19 protein-coding genes are annotated in these 17,278 nt (G+C 72.9%); 8 read left to right on the forward strand and 11 right to left on the reverse strand.

The window, feature by feature from the left end:
- Window positions 1-170: 170 nt before the first annotated feature.
- The 3 genes from ODJ79_RS10700 to ODJ79_RS10710 are packed head-to-tail and all read right to left on the reverse strand — an operon-like array spanning window position 171 to window position 1,376.
- Entirely contained in the window at window positions 171-764 is a 594-nt protein-coding gene (locus tag ODJ79_RS10700) for a hypothetical protein (protein ID WP_263023195.1), read from the reverse strand.
- Window positions 761-1,057: a hypothetical protein gene (locus tag ODJ79_RS10705; protein WP_263023196.1), complete on the reverse strand. Its 297-nt coding sequence runs from the start codon at window positions 1,055-1,057 to the stop codon at window positions 761-763. Before ODJ79_RS10705 ends, ODJ79_RS10700 begins: the two co-directional genes overlap by 4 nt.
- Window position 1,058: 1 nt before the next feature.
- On the reverse strand, window positions 1,059-1,376 hold the full coding sequence (locus ODJ79_RS10710) for a YbaB/EbfC family nucleoid-associated protein (protein ID WP_263023197.1): 318 nt from the start codon (window positions 1,374-1,376) through the stop codon (window positions 1,059-1,061).
- Window positions 1,377-1,533: 157 nt separating this feature from the next.
- On the opposite strand from ODJ79_RS10710, the gene ODJ79_RS10715 reads away from it, so the two are divergent.
- Window positions 1,534-2,727, forward strand: a complete 1,194-nt coding sequence (locus ODJ79_RS10715; protein WP_263023198.1) for a DNA polymerase III subunit delta' — start codon at window positions 1,534-1,536, stop codon at window positions 2,725-2,727.
- A gap of 136 nt (window positions 2,728-2,863) precedes the next feature.
- Here the strand turns inward: ODJ79_RS10715 and ODJ79_RS10720 are convergent, their stop codons facing one another.
- Genes ODJ79_RS10720 through ODJ79_RS10730 form a run of 3 tightly spaced genes read right to left on the reverse strand, consistent with a single transcriptional unit; the run spans window position 2,864 to window position 5,604 of the window.
- Window positions 2,864-4,156: an MFS transporter gene (locus ODJ79_RS10720; protein ID WP_263023199.1), complete on the reverse strand. Its 1,293-nt coding sequence runs from the start codon at window positions 4,154-4,156 to the stop codon at window positions 2,864-2,866.
- A gap of 40 nt (window positions 4,157-4,196) precedes the next feature.
- A complete protein-coding gene (locus tag ODJ79_RS10725; protein WP_263023200.1) occupies window positions 4,197-4,682 on the reverse strand; it encodes an NUDIX domain-containing protein in 486 nt (161 codons plus the stop codon).
- Window positions 4,683-4,695: 13 nt separating this feature from the next.
- Entirely contained in the window at window positions 4,696-5,604 is a 909-nt protein-coding gene (locus tag ODJ79_RS10730; protein ID WP_263023201.1) for a Ku protein, read from the reverse strand.
- 63 nt (window positions 5,605-5,667) lie between these two features.
- Between ODJ79_RS10730 and ligD (ODJ79_RS10735) the strand changes: the two genes are divergently transcribed.
- Genes ligD (ODJ79_RS10735) through ODJ79_RS10750 form a run of 4 tightly spaced genes read left to right on the forward strand, consistent with a single transcriptional unit; the run spans window position 5,668 to window position 8,368 of the window.
- Window positions 5,668-6,618 carry a non-homologous end-joining DNA ligase gene (gene ligD, locus ODJ79_RS10735; protein ID WP_263023202.1) on the forward strand — a complete coding sequence of 317 codons (951 nt, stop codon included), beginning with the start codon at window positions 5,668-5,670 and terminating at the stop codon, window positions 6,616-6,618.
- Entirely contained in the window at window positions 6,608-7,513 is a 906-nt protein-coding gene (gene ligD / locus ODJ79_RS10740) for a non-homologous end-joining DNA ligase (protein WP_263023203.1), read from the forward strand. Before ligD (ODJ79_RS10735) ends, ligD (ODJ79_RS10740) begins: the two co-directional genes overlap by 11 nt.
- 34 nt (window positions 7,514-7,547) lie before the next feature.
- Entirely contained in the window at window positions 7,548-7,892 is a 345-nt protein-coding gene (locus ODJ79_RS10745; RefSeq protein WP_263023204.1) for a PadR family transcriptional regulator, read from the forward strand.
- Window positions 7,889-8,368, forward strand: coding sequence for a DUF1700 domain-containing protein (locus ODJ79_RS10750; protein ID WP_263023205.1), 480 nt, complete (start codon window positions 7,889-7,891; stop codon window positions 8,366-8,368). Before ODJ79_RS10745 ends, ODJ79_RS10750 begins: the two co-directional genes overlap by 4 nt.
- Before the next feature lie 69 nt (window positions 8,369-8,437).
- Here ODJ79_RS10750 and ODJ79_RS10755 read toward each other — a convergent pair whose 3' ends face one another.
- Both ODJ79_RS10755 and ODJ79_RS10760 read right to left on the reverse strand, forming a co-directional pair.
- Window positions 8,438-10,099 carry a DNA repair helicase XPB gene (locus ODJ79_RS10755; protein ID WP_263023206.1) on the reverse strand — a complete coding sequence of 554 codons (1,662 nt, stop codon included), beginning with the start codon at window positions 10,097-10,099 and terminating at the stop codon, window positions 8,438-8,440.
- Window positions 10,100-10,151: 52 nt separating this feature from the next.
- The gene (locus ODJ79_RS10760) at window positions 10,152-12,596 is read right to left on the reverse strand and encodes a helicase C-terminal domain-containing protein (RefSeq protein WP_263023207.1); all 2,445 of its coding nucleotides are present in this window, start codon (window positions 12,594-12,596) and stop codon (window positions 10,152-10,154) included.
- A 95-nt stretch (window positions 12,597-12,691) separates the two neighbouring features.
- Here ODJ79_RS10760 and ODJ79_RS10765 point away from each other — a divergent pair, with 95 nt between their 5' ends.
- From ODJ79_RS10765 to ODJ79_RS10775, 3 genes are all read left to right on the forward strand, one after another.
- Window positions 12,692-12,880: a hypothetical protein gene (locus ODJ79_RS10765; protein WP_263023208.1), complete on the forward strand. Its 189-nt coding sequence runs from the start codon at window positions 12,692-12,694 to the stop codon at window positions 12,878-12,880.
- Window positions 12,880-13,491 (forward strand): HAD family hydrolase, encoded by a 612-nt coding sequence (locus tag ODJ79_RS10770; RefSeq protein ID WP_263023209.1) that lies wholly within the window; start codon window positions 12,880-12,882, stop codon window positions 13,489-13,491. The genes ODJ79_RS10765 and ODJ79_RS10770 overlap by 1 nt, the downstream gene beginning before the upstream one ends.
- A gap of 62 nt (window positions 13,492-13,553) precedes the next feature.
- A complete protein-coding gene (locus ODJ79_RS10775) occupies window positions 13,554-13,940 on the forward strand; it encodes a cold-shock protein (RefSeq protein ID WP_263023210.1) in 387 nt (128 codons plus the stop codon).
- On the opposite strand, the gene ODJ79_RS10780 is transcribed toward ODJ79_RS10775, so the two are convergent.
- The 3 genes from ODJ79_RS10780 to ODJ79_RS10790 form a co-directional block, all read right to left on the reverse strand.
- The gene (locus tag ODJ79_RS10780) at window positions 13,937-14,746 is read right to left on the reverse strand and encodes a 1,4-dihydroxy-6-naphthoate synthase (RefSeq protein ID WP_263023211.1); all 810 of its coding nucleotides are present in this window, start codon (window positions 14,744-14,746) and stop codon (window positions 13,937-13,939) included. The genes ODJ79_RS10775 and ODJ79_RS10780 overlap by 4 nt on opposite strands.
- 71 nt (window positions 14,747-14,817) lie before the next feature.
- Window positions 14,818-15,447 carry a futalosine hydrolase gene (locus ODJ79_RS10785; protein ID WP_263023212.1) on the reverse strand — a complete coding sequence of 210 codons (630 nt, stop codon included), beginning with the start codon at window positions 15,445-15,447 and terminating at the stop codon, window positions 14,818-14,820.
- Window positions 15,444-17,273: an MFS transporter gene (locus ODJ79_RS10790; protein ID WP_263023213.1), complete on the reverse strand. Its 1,830-nt coding sequence runs from the start codon at window positions 17,271-17,273 to the stop codon at window positions 15,444-15,446. Before ODJ79_RS10790 ends, ODJ79_RS10785 begins: the two co-directional genes overlap by 4 nt.
- Between the last annotated feature and the right edge of the window lie 5 nt (window positions 17,274-17,278).

Genomic DNA, 17,278 nt, shown 5'->3' on the forward strand with positions numbered 1-17,278 from the left:
TCGGCGGGCGGCCGACGGTCGTGCCGTCCTGCCCCGCCGAGCGTCCCGATCCCTGCCGAACCCCACGACAACTCTCGATGAATGGCGTTGAGTATGCGGTACCTGCGGGGGGTGCAGGAGGACGCGGCGTCGCAGTCGGACTCGTTCCGAAGGCGGCGCCGCGCCCGCGTCTACATCGCGATTGCGGCGGCCAGCTCGGCCGAGCCTTGCAGCAGGTCATCCGCCTCGGCGTAGCTTTCCGCGACCGTCCGCAGCACCTGGGCGGCCAGCGCGGCGGCGGCCAGCGGATCGTCCGCTGCCGTCAGCGCGACCGCGTCCCCCGAGGCGAGCATGCCGGCCAGGGCGAGCGCCAACTCGGCCCGCGACCGCACCATCCAGTCGATCAGCGCCTCGGCCAGATCGGCCGACGCCTCCAGTCGCTCGTCGAGACTCTCACCGTCGCCGCTCAGCCGGTCGGCCACCCGCTCGCGAAGCTCCACATAGGCCTCCGCGGCCTCGCCGTCCCACTGGCCGGGCGCCGGCAGTTCCTGCGCCACCTCGGCGCAGGCCCGCGCATCGGCGCGCAGCAGGCCGGCCGCCTCGTCGAACTCAGCGGGCCGCAGCGAGGCCACCGCCCGCGCCGCATCCCCCGGCAGCAGCCGTACCCGCCGAAGTTGACGCCACACCTCGTGATCGGCCGGTGCGCCCTGGTCGGCCAGCGCCGCGTCGACCTGCGCCAGCAGCGGCGCCGCGACGGCGAGCACCTCGTCGAGACGATCTCTCACCGCTCTCGCTCCAGCCGGCGCCGGACCGCCTCGTCGGTCACCGCATAGTCGTGCGCCACCGCGCGCACCGCCCCCGCGGCCTCGGTCAGCCGGCCGGCGAGATCGGCCGCCTCCCGTTCGCGCGCCTCGAGCACGGCGACCCACCGGGCGTGCAGCAGCCGCCCGAGCCGCCCGGGCACGCCGGCATCGTCGGCGCCCAGCGCCGACGCCGCGACGGTCAACGCGGGCAATCGCCGACCGACCGTGGCGAGCGTGTCGGCCGCCCGATCGAGCCGGTCGGCGAGGTGATCCATCTCAGTCCTCTTTCAGCTTTCCGAAGATCTCACCGTGCAGCTTGGCCCGCGCCCAGCGAGCCGCCTCGGCCGCGCTGGTCACGACGGCCTGAATCTCGCGCGCGAACTCGGCCGCGTTCCGCTGGTGCAACGAGCCGGAGATGTGCACGTCGGTGATCTCGCCGGCCGCCGTCACGATCACCTCGATCGTGTCGTCCGGCGAGTGCACCGACACCGAATGCGACGCGACCACCTGGTCGAACTCGGCACGCAACCGGTCAAGACGCCGATAGCGATCGATGGCCTCATCGATCCACGACTCGTCGATCTCGCGCGCCATCCCCCAGTCTCCTCACCGCGCGTAAGCGCCCCGTCGCGATCCGGGACCAGACCGTACCCGACCGTGTGACTCCTTCGCTACAGCGAGTTGTCTCCTGTGGATAACTGCCCAGTCGGCCGCCGCCAAGTTGTCGGACCCGGGCAATACCATCGTTGCCGTGGATGACGTCTTCGCTGACCTGGTGGGCCAGGACGAGCCGGTCGAGACGCTGCGCCGCGCCGCCGAGGCCGCCGCCCGGGTCGTGGCCGGTGAGCAGGTCGCCGCCGGCGCGATGACGCACGCCTGGATCTTCACGGGCCCGCCCGGCTCCGGTCGCTCGGTGGCCGCCCGGGCCTTCGCCGCGGCCCTCGAGTGCGAGCGCGACGGCATCGGCTGCGGCGAGTGCCACGGCTGCCACACGGCGCTCGGCGGCACCCACGCCGACGTGCGCTTCGTGGTCCCCGAGGGCCTGTCCATCGGCGTCAACGAGATGCGCGCCCTGGTGCTGCGGGCGGCCAGCGCCCCGTCCGGCGGCCGCTGGCAGGTGGTCGTCATCGAGGATGCCGACCGTCTCACCGAGCAGGCGGGCAACGCCCTGCTCAAGGCGATCGAGGAACCGCCGCCCCGCACGGTCTTTCTGCTCTGCGCCCCGTCCACCCACCCCGACGACATCTCGGTGACGATCCGGTCCCGCTGCCGTGTGATCACCCTGCGCCAGCCGCCGGCCGACGCGGTGGCCCGGGTGCTCGCCCACCGGGACGGCGTCGCTCCCGAGGTCGCGGCCTGGGCGGCCGCGGCCGCCCAGGGGCACGTCGGCCGGGCCAAGCGCCTGGCCAGAGACTCCGAGGCACGCACCCGGCGGGAGGCGGTGCTGGCCGTGCCACGGCGACTGACCGGGGTCGGCGCCTGCTTCGAGGCCGCCGCCGCCCTGATCAAGTCGGCCGAGGCGGAGGCGGCCGAGGCGGTCGCCGAGTCGGATGCGCGCGAGCGGGCCGCCCTCGAGCAGGCCCTGGGCGCCGGGGGCACCGGCCGGGGCGCGGCGGGGGCGATGCGGGGGGCCGCGGGCCAGCTGAAAGACCTGGAGAAACGACAGCGCTCGCGGGCCACCCGGTCGAAGCGGGACGCGTTGGACCGTGCGCTGGTGGATCTGGCCGGCTTCTATCGCGACGTCCTGATCACGACGTTGCGGGCGCCGGTCCCGATCGTGCACACCGACGTGGCCCCGCAGTCCGAGGCGGCGGCCGGCAAGTGGAGCGCGGAGAGCACGCTGCGCCGCCTGGAGGCGGTGCTGGCCTGCCGAGACGCGATCGACCAGAACGTGAAGCCCGACATCGCCGTCGAGGCCATGATGCTGACCCTCTGGCGCGGCTGACGAACGGGGGCGAGGCGGGCGGAGCCCGCGAGCCCGAGGCGCCACGACGGGTCAGCCCGGTGGCGGCGCGACGAGCTTGGGTGGGCAGGTGCTGGGCCGGGAAGGCGGGGGCCTGGCTCAGCCTCGTACGTTGGGATCAATCACCTGAGGGACGCGCGGCACTTGCCGCCAGCCACGCCTCGTCGGCGGCTTTCTTGCGGGAAAGGCCGTCCTTGCCGTTGTAGCGAACCAGTTGGGGCAGGGCCACGGCCAGGGCGGCGCAGCCGGCCATGCACAGGACACCGCCCAGCCAGATCGAGCCGGTGACGCCGAGGCGGGTGCGCGCCATCAGGCCGGAGCGGAGCTGGCCGAGCAGCGGGCCGGTGGTGTAGCTGAGCATCTCGATGCCGGCCAGGCGGCCCCGTAGGTGGTCGGGGATGGTCTGGTTCCACATGACCGAGCGGAAGATGCCGGAGATCATGTCGGCGCCGCCGGCGAAGGCCAGGCAGAACAGGGTCAGCCACAGGGTCCGGGAGAGGCCTGCCCCGGTGATGCCGAGGCCCCAGAGGGCGGCCGCGATCAGCACCAGCAGGCCGTGACGGTGGATCCGGGCGGTCCACCCGGAGGTCAGCGTGGCGATCAGCGAGCCGACCGAGGGGGCCGCGTAGAGCAGACCCAGGATCTTCGGGCCGCCCAGAGAGGTGGCCAGGAACGGGTAGAGGGCCGTCGGCATGCCGAAGAACATGGCGTTGATGTCGACCAGGTAGGTGCCCAGCAGTTCGGGGCGAGACACGGCATAGCGAAGGCCGGTGGCCACCGACCGCAGCGACGGGCGATCGGCGTCCGGCGGGAGTGGCACCGCCCGGACCAGGGTGAGGCAGGTCAACGACACCGCGAAGGTGACCAGGTCGAAGGCGTAGACCAGGCTGAGGTCGACCGCCGAGATCAGCACGCCGGCCAGCGCGGGGCCGCCCAGTTGGGCGATCTGGAAGGCGAGTGACTGCAGGGGCATCACGGCGGGTAGCTGCTCGGGCTCGACCAGCCGGGGGACCATCGCTTCGAGAGCCGGGCGCTGCAGGCCGTCCACGCAGGCGGCCAGCGCGGCGATCAGGTAGAGCAGCCAGAGGTGCGGCTTGCTCGACAGGGCGTTGAGCAGCAGCACGCCGGTCAGGGCGGCCAGGGCGAACTCGCCGCCGCGAACCAGGAGACGGCGGTCCAGGTAGTCGGCCAGTGCGCCGCCGACGAACGCCATGACCAGCAGCGGGACCAGCTCGCAGACGCCGAGCAGGCCGACCATCAGCGGGTCGTCGGTGAGCTTCGCGACCTGGTAGGGAATGGTGACGTAGGTGATGAACGACCCGAACGCCGACACCGTGCCGCCGGTGAAGACGAGGCGGTAGTCGCGGGAGGTTCGTAGCGGGCTCAGGTCGAGCCCCAGGCGCTTGCTCACGTGCGGCGATGCTACGTGGCGGCCGGTCGGGGCCGCGACGTCATTTCAGCACGAGGCGGCCGGTGGCCTGGAACTCGGCGAGGTCCCGGAGGGTCTCGTCGATCACGAAGGACTGGTGCGGGAGCGCGTCGAGCGGGAAGAAGGCGGCGTCGACCGACTCCTCGGTCTGCCGCTGCAGCTCACCCTCCCAGGTGTGGATCAGGAAGCTCATCAGGATCTGCTGGTACGTGTGCCCGTAGTCGTTCGTGTAGGTGTACGCGCTGTAGAACGCGAACGGGGTCAGCGACGTGGCGCGCAGCCCGGTCTCCTCCCACACCTCGCGGATCGCGCACTCCTCCATGCTCTCGCCGAGCTCCATCGCCCCGGCCGGGATCGCCCAGCGGAGGTTGTCGGAGCGCTGGATCAGCAGCAGACGGTTCTGGTCGTCGAAGATCACACCGCGGGCGCCGACGAACAGAATCGTGTCGGTGTCGCCGATGCTCGCCCGTACCTTGCCCAGATAAGACTCAGCCCACGTCAGTGCCACGGGGCCACTCTAGTCAGGCGGACTTCTTGACTGCCTTCTTCGCCGGGGTGGTCTTCTTCGCCGGACTGGCTTTCTTCGCGGGTGCGGCCTTCTTCGCGGGTGCGGCCTTCTTCTTCGGCGCCGACGCCGGTGCGGGCTCCTCGCCGCGGGCCTTCTTGGCCCGCTCGACCGAGGCCTTCAGCGCCGCCATCAGGTCGATCGCGGCGGCGGGCGCCTCTTCGGCCTCCTCCGGCTGGACGACCTCGCGGCCCTCGACCTTGGCGTCGATGACCTCCTGAAGAGCGGCCCGGTAGTTGTCGGTGAACTCGTCGGCCTTGAAGCTGCCCGCCATCGAGTCGATCAGCGAGCTCGCCATCGCCAGTTCGGCCGGCCGGGTCTCGATGTCCTCGTCGAGGAAGCCGAACTCGGGGGTGCGCACCTCGTCCGGCCAGAGCATGGTGTTGAGCACCAGCACGCCCTCGTGCACCCGCAGGGTGGCCAGCTGCTCCCGCTGGCGCAACGCGATCTTGACGATCGCCACCCGGTCGGCGTCCTGCAGGGCGTCGCGCAGCAGCACGTACGGCTTCGCGGCCTGCCCCTCGGGCTCGAGGTAGTACGCCTTCGCGAACAGGATCGGGTCGATCTCGTCGGCGGGCACGAACTCCAGCACGTCGATCGCCCGGGAGGTGGTCAGCGGCAGGTCGGCGAAGTCCTCGTCGGTCAGGATGACCATCTCGCCGCCGCCGATGTCGTAGCCCTTGGCGATGTCGTCGTAGCCGACCACCTCGCCGTCGATCGAGCAGGTCCGTTGGTATTTGATCCGGCCGCCGTCGGTGCGGTGCACCTGGTGGAACCGGATGTCCTTCTCCTCCGTGGCGGAGTAGAGCTTCACGGCGATCGACACGAGGCCGAACGAGACCGCACCTTTCCAGATCGCACGCATGGCTTCAGGATTGCATCACTGAGACGCCTGCGTAAGGTCATCGCGCCTGCATAAGGTGATCAGGTGCCCGGTGCGCCGCTGTCCCCGATGCTCGCCACCGCCGGCGCGCTGCCGGTCGGGCCGGGCTGGAGCTACGAGTTCAAGTGGGACGGGGTACGGGTTCTCGCCCTGTTCGCCGGCGGTCCACCGGAGTTGTTCGCGCGCTCGGGAGCGGTGGTCACTGCCGCCTACCCGGAGATCGCCGACCTGCACCTGCCCGAGGGCACGCTGCTGGACGGCGAGATGGTGGTGCTCGACACCAGCGGGCGGCCGTCGTTCACCGCGCTGGCCGAGCGGATGCACGTCCGGGAGCGCGGCCGGGCGGCCCGGCTCGCGGCGAGCCTGCCGGTCACGTACATGATCTTCGATCTGTTGTATTTCGAGGGGATGGACTACACCGGACTGCCCTACCTGGCCCGCCGGGAGAAGCTCGAGGAGCTGGAGCTGGCCGACCCGCGCTGGATGGTGCCGCCGTCGTTCGGCGACGGACCGGCCACCGAGGCGGCGGCCCGGGAGAACAGCCTGGAGGGCGTGGTCGCCAAGCGCGCCGACTCGGTCTACCTGCCGGGCTCGCGCTCGCCGGACTGGGTGAAGGTGAAGTTCGACCGCACCGGCGACTACGTGATCGGCGGGTGGCGCTCGGGCGCCCGCAAGCTCGGCGGCCTGCTGGTGGGAGTGCCGGGCGAGGACGGGCTGGTCTTCCGGGGACGGGTGGGCGGCGGCATCGGCGCGGTGGCCGAGAAGGAGCTGCTCGCCCGGCTGGAGCCGCTGGCCCGGCGGGATTCCCCGTTCGCGGCGGGGGCGGTACCGCGGGAGGATGCGAAGGGCGCCCACTGGGTGGACCCGTCGCTGGTGGTGGAGGTCCGCTACGGCAACCGGACGCCGGACGGTCGCTTGCGCTTCCCTCGATTCCTGCGGTTACGTGACGACAAGACGCCTCAGGAGTGCGCGGAGGAGGACGAGGATGCCTCGTGACCGGTTCCTCGTCTCGATCGGCGGCCGCGATCTGGAGCTCTCCAATCTGGACAAGCTGATGTACCCGGCCGCGGGCTTCACCAAGGGCGAGGTCATCGACTACTACACCCGGGTCGGGCCGGTGATCCTGCCGCATCTGGCCGGCCGGGCCGTGACCCGGATCCGCTATCCCAACGGCGTCGAGGGCGCCCACTTCTTCGAGAAGAACAAGCCCGGGGGTACGCCGGACTGGGTGCGCCTGGAGACGTTGCCCGTGCCGGGGTCGACGATGAGCCGGGAGACGATCGACTTCGTGGTGGTCGACGACCTCCCGACCCTGGTCTGGCTGGCCAATCTGGCCGCGCTGGAGCTGCACACGCCGCAGTGGCGGGTCGGCGCCGACCCGGACCTGCTGGTGGTCGACCTCGATCCGGGGGCCCCGGCCGGGCTGCGGGAGTGCAGCGCGGTGGCGGTGCTGATGCGCGACCGGCTGGCCGACGACGGGGTGGCGGCGTACCCGAAGACCTCGGGGAAGAAAGGCATGCAGCTGTGCTGCCCGATCTCCGGGCGACAGGACTCCGAAACCGTTTCCCGGTACGCGAAGCGGGTCGCCGAGGAGTTGGCCGCGATGGTGCCGGGGTCGATCACGGCGAAGATGGCGAAGGCGGTGCGGCCCGGCAAGGTCTTCATCGACTGGAGTCAGAACGCGGCGGCCAAGACCACGGTGACGCCGTACTCGCTGCGGGCGCAGGAGTTCCCGACCGCGTCGACCCCGCTGACCTGGGATGAGGTGGAGGCGGTGGCGACCGGTGCGGCCGAGCCGCACCACTACCGGGCGGCCGAGGTGCTCGAGCGGGTCGAGGAACACGGCGACCTGCTGGCCGACCTGCTGACCGAGGGGCCGCTACTGCCGTAGCGCCTACCTTGCGTCGCAAGGTACTGTGTGAGGCATGTCAGACGTCGGCCAGTTGGCAACCAGCCTTCGCCGCGGGACGCTCGAGTTCTGTGTGCTCGCCATGGTCGAGTTCGAGGATCGGTACGGGACCGAGATCGTCCGCCGGTTCGGCGACGAGCCCGGCCTGGCCGCGAGCGAGGGCACCATCTACCCGCTGCTGTCCCGGCTGCGCCGGGTCGGCTGGCTGGACAGCAAGTGGGCCGAGTCCCCGTCCGGGCCGCCCCGCCGGTATTACGGGCTCACCCCCGCCGGCCGAGCCGCGCTGGAGCACTTCCGCACCGAATGGGTTTCGTTTCGACAGACCGTCGACCGTCTCGTGGGAACCGGTGAGGCCGCATGAAGACCCAGTACACCGATGTCGTCGCCGAGTACCTGCGCGAGGTGGACCTGCGCCTGGCCGGGCTGCCCGTGCTCCAGCGGCGCGAGCTGCTCGCCGACCTGGCCGCGCACATCGAGACCGAGCGCGCCGAGCGCCACCTCCGGGGCGAGGCCGAGCTGATCGAGGTGCTCGAGCGGCTGGGCAGCCCCGACGTGGTGGCGCGGGCGGCCTACGAGGAGGCCGGTCCGCTGCCCCCGATCGCCGGGCCGCCGTCGCCGCCGCCGGTGACGCCACCGCCGCGGCGCGACCGGGCGCCCTGGGTGCTGCCGATCGTCGGCGCCGGTCTCGTCGCATTCCTGGTCATGGTGGCCCTCTGCGCCGGCGTCTTCCTTTTCGCCCGCAGCAGCGGATCGCCGGCGGAGCCCGTTCAGGTGGCGCCCGAGGCGAGCGTCGCCCCGACGACTCCGCCCGCGCCCGCGCCGAGCATCACCGGGTAGCTCAGTCGATCGGCGCCGGAGGCGAGCGTCGCGCCGGCCGTCCCGACGCCGAGCATCACCGGGTAGAGCTCAGTCGATCTGCGGCAGCGGCGGGCCGAGCACGTCGTCCGCGTCCACGATGGTGTACGCGTACCCCTGCTCGGCCAGGAAGCGCTGCCGGTGCGCGGCGTACTCGGTGTCGATCGTGTCGCGCGAGACGACCGTGTAGAAGTGCGCCTGCCGCCGGTCCGCCTTGGGCCGCAGCACCCGGCCGAGGCGCTGCGCCTCCTCCTGCCGGGAGCCGAACGTGCCGGACACCTGGATCGCCACCGCCGCCTCGGGCAGGTCGATCGAGAAGTTGCCGACCTTCGAGATCACCAACGTCTTCACCGAGCCGTCGCGGAACGCGTCGAACAGCCGCTCGCGCTCCTTGTTCGTGGTCGCGCCCTGCACGATCGGCGCGTCCAGGAACTCGCTCAACTCGTGCAGTTGGTCGATGTAGCCGCCGATGACCAGCACCTGCTCGCCGGGGTGTCGGTCGACCAGGGCGCGGACGACCGGCAGCTTGGTACGGGCGGTGGCGGCGACCCGGTAGCGCTCCTCGGCGTCGGTCACCGCGTACGTCATCCGCTCGGACTCGGTGAGGGTGACCCGCACCTCGACGCACTCGGCCGGCGCGATCCAGCCCTGGGCCTCGATGTCCTTCCACGGCGCGTCGTAGCGTTTCGGGCCGATCAGGGAGAAGACGTCGCCCTCACGCCCGTCCTCGCGCACCAGGGTGGCGGTCAGCCCGAGCCGGCGGCGGGCCTGCAGGTCGGCGGTGAACCGGAAGATCGGCGCGGGCAGCAGATGCACCTCGTCGTAGATGACCAGGCCCCAGTCGCGGGCATTGAACAGGTCGAGGTGGGCGAACGCGCCGCCGCGGCGGGCGGTGAGCACCTGGTACGTCGCGATGGTGACCGGGCGGATCTCCTTGCGCTCGCCGGAGTACTCGCCGATCTCCTCCTCGGTCAGCGAGGTGCGGGCGATCAGCTCGCGTTTCCACTGCCGGCCGGCCACCGTGTTGGTGACCAGGATCAGCGTGGTCGCCTTCGCGGTGGCCATCGCGGCCGCGCCGACCAGCGTCTTGCCCGCGCCGCAGGGCAGCACGACCACGCCCGAGCCGCCGGCCCAGAAGCCGTCGACCGCCTCCTGCTGGTAGGAGCGGAGATGCCAGCCGTCCTCGGCCAGGGCGATCTCGTGCGCCTCGCCGTCGACGTACCCGGCGAGGTCCTCGGCCGGCCAGCCGAGCTTGAGCAGGGCCTGCTTGAGCCGGCCACGCTCGGACGGGTGCACCACGATGGTCTCGTCGTCGAGGCGGGCGCCGAGCATGCCGGCCAGCTTCTTCGATTTCGCCACCTCGATCAGCACGATCTTGTCGAGGCCGCGCAGCACCAGCCCGTGTACCGGGTCGTTGACCAGCTGCAACCGCCCGTAGCGATCCATTGTCTCGGCGACGTCGACCAGCAGCGCGTTGGGCACCGGGTACCGGGAGAAACGGATCAGCGAGTCGACCACGCTCTCCGCGTCGTGGCCGGCGGCCCGCGCGTTCCACAGGCCGAGTGGGGTCAGCCGGTAGGTGTGCACGTGCTCGGGCGAGCGCTCCAGCTCGGCGAACGGCGCGATCGCCATCCGGCAGGCCTGCGCGTCCGGATGATCGACCTCGAGCAGGAGAGTCTTGTCCGACTGCACGATCAATGGTCCGCCGCTCACCCGAAGTCCCCCTCGCTCAGCGATTGCCGACCCTCCAGTTTGCCACGGATTTCTATTCGTCCTCGGGGACGGCTGCCGTGATCCGGTGCAGGGCGAAGGTGTGCAGCGTCTCGGTGCGCTCGTCCTCGGCGCGCAGGTAGCCCGCGCTCAGCGAAACCGGCCGGACCAGCCGGGACAGCGTCGCGCCGTGCGAGTCGACGTAGCCGACCCAGACCCGGGCCTTCTCGCGTACCGCCTGCTGGAGCACCGCCATCGCCTCGCCGTGCCGCTGCACCGAGGACAGGCCGCCGGTGCTCTGCCCGTTCGCGGCCCGCACGGTGACCGGGGCGCGGCGGGCGGCGCGGGTGGCGATGTCGCCCCGGCGGATCTGCTCGACCACCCCGGCCAGCCGTGGTCCGGCGAGGACCGGCGGGCCGGCCTGGTCGTGCAGTCGGGCCGTCAGGGAGGTACGGGTCGGAGCACGCCGGACCTTGGGGCGGGAGAGCACGGCCGCCCCGCCCGCGTCCTCGGCCACCGGCGCGAACCCGGCGTCGCGCAACTGGGCCAGCAGCCGGGCCGTCTGCGCCGGGCTGACCAGCACGGTCGGCGCGATCTGGCGCAGCGCCAGCGGGGCCAGCCGCTTGTCGGCCAGCACCTCGGCGATCAGCACCTCGTCGTCGCTGCGCAGGTAGGAGCCGGCCGAGCCGGTGCGCAGGCCGCCGTGCCGCCGGGCGGCGTCGTCGATCATGTAGGTGAGGGTCTGCGGCACCGGCGTACGCGAGCGCCGCTTGAACAGCGAGTGCAGGTCGCTCGCCGTGTACCCGACGTCGAGCGCCCGGCGCACGCTCGCCACGGTCACCCGGAAAACGCTCGCCCCGCCGGCCGACTCGGGCTCGGCCACCACGTCGAGCTCGGCCGCCAGCTCCGGCTCGGGCGGCCCGGGCACCACCACCGACAGGTCGGCCTGCACCAGAACGTGATCGACCGGGGCGGGCAGCAGCGCGTCCAGGGTGCGGACCGAGTCGCCGGCCTGGTGGGTCGCCGCGGCCCGCACCCCGAGCGGGTCGGCCTCGTCGCCCTCGTCCGGATCTTCCAAAACCAGCCTTGCGTACGAGGTGAGCGCGCCGATCGCGGTGATGCCGAGGTGTGCGGCGCCGGTCAGGGCGTCCCGGTGTGCCGCCTCCCGGCCCCGGGCGCGCCGCGGCGCCTGCCAGGCCAGCAGCTCGAGCACCTCGTCGGCGACCGGCGCCGCGCCCGGTGCGAGATCCGCGAGCACCAGCAGCGCCTCCCGCCGGGCCTGCGGGGCGCCGGACCGCTCCGCCTCGGGGGCGAGCGCGTTGATCGGGCGGTCCCGCTCGTCCCGGCTGCCGACCAGGCCGGGCTGGCGGGTCATCGACAGCCAGGCGCGGGCCAGCGTGTGCCAGCGCTGGGCGATGCTGAGCGCCCGCCACAGGTCGTACGCGCCGGTGGGCAGGAAGATCTCGTCGGCCGGGCCGCCGGCCCGGCTCACCGTCACCGAGCGGGCGGAGCCGTGCGCGTCGGCCTCGCCGAGCAGACCGGCCGCGTGGACGACCTCCAGGAGCAGGGCCGCGGGCGCCTCGTCGAGGCCGGCCGCGCGCGCCAGCCGGCGCAGGTCGCGGACGCCGAGACCGCCCGCCCGCAGCACCGGGGCCGGTTCCGCGGCGAGCGCCTCGAGCAGCGTCTCGGCGCTGCGCACCGCCTCCATCACCTGACCGGCGCCGGCCGAGTCGACCGATTTCGGGTCGCGCTGGCTGCCCCCGGGCAGCGGCGGGAACGGCCGCAGCTCGCCAAGCGGCCCGGTCTCCCGGCGCAGCAGCATGCCCACCTCGCGGGGCAGCTCGACCAGCTCGCCGTCCGGCCGCGGCGCCCGGCCGGCCTCACCGACCGGCACCAGCACGTGCTGCTCGACCAGCCAGCGCACCGGCTCGGCCATGGTGTCCCGGCCCACTCCGTCGCGGCCCAGCGCGCCGATCGGCGGCCCGGCGGCGAGCCGGTCGAGCACCGCGCGGGCGGCCGGCGGCGCGGCCAGCACCGTGCGGCGCAGCTGGGCCCGGTCGGCGACCAGCGCGGCGGTGTGCGGGTCGAGGTAGTCGGCGGGGCGGCCCAGTCCGGCGGGGTACGGCGAGGTCACCTCGTCGACCGCGCCGGCGACCTGCAGCGCCTCCGCGGAGCCGTGCAGCAGGAAGCGCACCCGGAGCCGGTCGACCGCGGCCCGCACGTCGTCGGCGGACACCCCGCCGGCCAGCTCGAGAATGGCGTCCACCGAGGTCAGTGCCGTCTCCGCGGAGCGGCTGAGCCGGGCCGCGTCGAGGATGCGGAGGGTGAACTCGTCGAGGCCGTCCAGGCAGCGGGCGACCGAGCCGCGGGACTGGGCCCGCACGGCCAGTGCGGAGATGTCGGCGGGCAGCGGCACGACCAGGTCGGGACGCAGCTGGACGAGCGTGCCCAGCGCCTCGTCGCTGAGCGCGCGGAGCTGATCGGCGAATGTGGTGGCCATCGTTACCAACGCTAGCCGCCATGGGACGATGGTGAGGGGTCCGGGGATCTCCGGACACCTCAGCCGTACCGGTAGTGACACTGAAGGGGACATTCGTGGCCGCACAGAACAAGAAGCCCGGAGACGCCGCGCGTCAGGTGGCCAAGCCGGGTCCGGACCACGGCCCGCACGCCGTGTCGGAGCTCTTGTCCGATCGGGCCGCCGCGCCGTCGCCGTTCGGTGACGACCAGACCTTCCCGCTGCCCGTCGCGAATCTCACCTACATCTCGGCCGACAAGTTCTAGTGGCTGCGGCGGTCGGATTCGATCTGGACATGACCCTGGTCGACTCCCGGCCGGGGATCCATGCGGCGTACCGGGCGCTGACCACGAAGACCGGCGTGTACGTCGATGCCGACCTCGCGGTCACGCGGCTCGGCCCGCCGCTGCGTGCCGAGCTGGCCGAGTGGTTCCCGCCCGAGGACGTCGAGGAGGCGGTCACCACCTATCGGGCGCTCTACCCCGACTACGCGATCACGCCGAGCGTGCCCACCCCGGGCGCGCGGGCGGCGCTCGCGGCCGCGCGCGAGCTCGGCCTGCGGGTGGTGGTGGTCACCTCCAAGCTGGCCCGGCTGGCCCGCCTGCACCTCGAACACCTCGGCATGGCGGTGGACGAGGTGGCCGGCGACCTGTTCGCCGAGGGCAAGGCGGCGGCGCTGGCCGAGCACGACGTCCGCTGGTACGTGGGCGACCACGTGGCGGACATGGTCGCGGCCCGGACCGCCGGGGTGACCGGCGTCGGGGTGGCGACCGGCCCGTGCCCGGCCGAGGAGCTGACCGCGGCCGGCGCCACGTACGTGTTGCCGGATCTCACCGGATTCCCGGCGCTGCTGTGCGAGATTGCAGTTGGGTACTAGCCCGCGGCTTCAGTAGCCTTGCGGTGAGCGGTTGTTTCCATTGAGTGAAGTTGAGGTCTGCGGTGCCCACGGGTCGAGTGAAGTGGTACGACGCGACGAAGGGATTCGGATTCGTCACCAGCGATGAGGGCGGCGACGTCTTCCTGCCCAAGGGCGCCTTGCCGGCCGGCGTGGCCGAGCTGAAATCCGGTCAGCGGATCGAGTTCGGCATCGTGGACAGCCGCAAGGGGTCCCAGGCCATGGGCGTCAAGCTGATCGATGCCCCGCCGTCCCTGGCGGAGCTGCGCCGACGTCCGGCCGACCAGCTGCACAGCATGATCGAGGACATGATCAAGGTGCTCGAGCAGCAGGTGCAGCCGGGCCTGTCCCGCGGTCGCTACCCGGACAAGAAGACGGCACAGACGATCGCGCAGGTGGTGCACGCCGTCGCCCGCGAGTTCGAAATCTAGATGAACGGTTTTACCTGAGGCGTCAGACCCGCCGCTGCCGAACGCTGCAACAGGGCGTCGACGGCGGCGAGTCCGTCCCGGCCCAGATCCAGCGTGTACTCGTTCACGTACAGATCGATGTGCCGCTGGACCACCTCGGGCTCCATCTCCTGCGCGTTGGCCAGGATGAAGTCGCGGCTGGCGTCCGGGTTGGCCCAGGCCATGCTGACCGAGGTGCGGATCCACTCGGTGGCCGCGGCCGGGTCGACCGTCTCCTTCTTGGCGAGGATCGCGCCGAGCGGGATCGGCAGCCCGGTGTCGGCCTCCCACCACTCGCCGAGGTCGGCCAGCGAGACCAGGCCGTGCCGCTGGTAGGTGAAGCGCGCCTCGTGGATCACCAGGCCGGCGTCGAACCGGCCGGCGGCCACACCCGGCATGATCTCGTGGAACGGGACCACCTCGATCCGGGCCGGCGTCTCCGCGGCCCAGAGGCGGAACAGCAGGTACGCCGTGGTGCGGTCGCCGGGGACGGCCACCGTCGCGCCGGTCAGCCGCTGTCCCGCGTCGCGGGCGAGCACCAGGGGGCCGCAGCCGCGGCCGAGCGCGCCGCCGGTGGGCAGCAGGTCGTAGTCGTCGAGCAGCCAGGGCAGCGCCGCGTAACTCACCTTGACGAGGTCGAACTCGCCGCGCTCGGCCGCCGTGTTGGTGACGTCGACGTCCGCGAAGGTCAGGTCGACCGGGGGCGTGCCGGGGATGAGACCGTGCACGAGGGCGTGGAAGACGAACGTGTCGTTGGGGCACGGCGACGCCGCGAGGGAAAGAGCCACGACGCTCAAAGTAGACCTGTCGTCGGGGGCCTGCGCGTCACGACGGCTGTCTACCATCCCACACGGTGAACTTATCCACAGGCTGTCCACAGGGCAGCCGAAGCTGTGGACAACGCGGCGAACGCGTCCTTGAGCCGCCAGGCGGCCCGGTCCCGCGGGCCGATCGGGTTGGAGATGGTGCGCAGCTCGGCGAAGGGCAGGCCGGCCGCGGCGACGGCCACGCCGAAGCCCTCCATCGCCTCGGCCACCGCCCGCGGGAAACGCGCCGCCAGGGCATCGGCGGTGGCAGCGGTTCCGGTGACCGTGGCGAGGGTCAGCACGTCGCCGGCGACCGCGTCGGGCAGGGCGGCGGTGAGGCCCTTGAACAGCAGCGGGTCGGCGTGGACAACGCTGGTGCCGAAGCCCAACTCCTCGATCGGCAGGAAGCCGCCGGGTGACTCGGCGCCCAGGTCGGCGGCGATGCTCCGGGCGCCGAGCACGGTCGCGCCCACCGGTGCCCGGCCGGCGAAGCCGCCGGCTATGCCCGCGCTGATCACCGCGCGGAAGCGGCCGGTCGCGAGCAACCGGGCGGTCCCGGCGGCGGCCGCGGCGGGACCGACGCCGACCGGCTCGACGACCACGTGATCGGGGTCCGCGCCGGCCCGGACGGCCTCGGCCTCGGCGGCCACCGCGGTGACCACCAGCAGGGGGTACGCCGTCAACGGTCGTCGCCGTCGGGGAGGTGGCCGTTCGGGCCGTCGGCCGAGCTGGGCCGGTAGATGTGATAGCCCGGCGGGGCCGGGGCGGGCGTGGGCTCGACGACCGGCTCGGCGGCCGGTGGTGGCGACGGCGGGGGAGTGCTCTGCGGGGCCCGCTTGCGTTTGCCGAAGCCGAATCTGCGGCCGGCCGGCTTGCCGGGCGCGGACTGCCCGGGGGCGGCCTTGCCGGGCGCGGGCTGGCCGGGGGCGGGCGCGGGCTGGCCGGGGGCGGCCTTGCCGGGCGCGGCCTTGCCGGGCGCGGGCGAGGGGTCGAGGCGAGTGCGGTCGGCGGGCCGGGTCTGGGTCGCCGTGGTGGCGCCGGCCCGCTGGATCGGCGGGTTGGGCTTGTTGCGCACCGGGACGGTCGGGGCGTCGGGCCAGGGATCGGTCGGCTCGGCGGCATCGGCCTCGTCCGCCTCGGCGGGCTCGCCGGCGCGGCCGCTCAGGTGCTCGTGGTGCAGGCGGGCGGCCACCCAGCCCGCGCGTACCGCCATCGCCACGGCGAGCAGTGCGGCAAGCGCGACGCCCAGGCGGCCCGGGAGCGGGATGATGCCCAGCGCGCCGCCGGCCACCCAGGCGATCATCAGGACCGTCTCGGAGTGCGCGAAGGCGCTGGCCCGCAGGCGCTCCGGCACCCGTTCCTGGATGGTCGCGTCGATGGCCAGCTTGGCGATGCCGCTGAAGATCGCCGTGACCAGCGCGAGCAGGGCCAGCACGGTGAGGCTGTAGAAGATCGCGGCGAGCACCGCCACGCCGGCCGTGATGGTCAAGCCGGCCGACTGCAGGGCCAGCGGGCGGCGGATGTGCAGACGGACGCCGGCCGCGGTGGACAGGAACGTGCCGACCGCGAGCGCCCCGCCGATCACGCCGATCGCGCCCTGCCGGCCGATCTCGTGGCCGAGCAGCGTGGTGTCCAGTTGGTGGGCCGCCGTGACGAAGGCCAGGAACAGCAGCAGAAAACCGTAGAGCAGGCGCAGGCTGGCACTGCCGAGCAACGTGGCGATCACGAGCTTGCCGGAGAGCGGCCGGTCGCCGTTGCGGCCCAGGCCGAGCGCGGCCCGCCAGGGCTGGGGCACCGCCTCGGGCGGATCGGAGTCGGCACGCGGCGGCAGGCGCAGCGAGATGACCATGCCGACCACGAAGATGACCGTCGCGACCCGGAGCGGCCACTGCGGACCTATCTTGAAGGCGAGCAGGCCGAGCGGGGCGACGATCGCACCGGCGAAGGTGCCGTAGACGCTGGCCCGGGCGCCGACCTGGGACAGGCCGACGCCCTCCGGGAGCAGCCTGGGCACGGCGGCCGAGCGGGCCACCCCGTACGCCCGGGACAGCGCGAGCACGCCGAACGCCGCCGGGTAAAGGCCCCAGCCGAAGAGGTGATCGGAGATCACATAGGCCAGGAAGGCCCGGCCCAGCATGGTGACCGCGAGCGCGTAGCGCCGGCCGTGCCGGAAGTGGTCGAGCAGCGGGCCCACCACGGGCGCCAGCAGCGCGAACGGGACCATGGTGATGAGCAGGTAGAGCGCGACCTTGCCGCGCGCCTCGCCGAGCGGGACGTCGAAGAAGATCGTGCCGGCCAGGCCGATGGCGATGAGCGTGTCGCCGGCGCAGGAGACCGCGTGCAGGTCGAAGAGGCGGATCATGCCGACCTCGCCGGCGGCGCCGCGGGCCCGCGCGCTGCCGACCCGGCGGGTCGCCCAGACGCCGCCGCGCACCGAGCCGCGCGCCATCAGGCGGGCGGCCTTGATCCCGGTGCCGACGGTGCGTCCGATGGTGGGGAGCAGCGGCATGGAAC

The organism is Actinoplanes sp. KI2, from assembly GCF_025630775.1.
GTDB lineage: Bacteria > Actinomycetota > Actinomycetes > Mycobacteriales > Micromonosporaceae > Actinoplanes.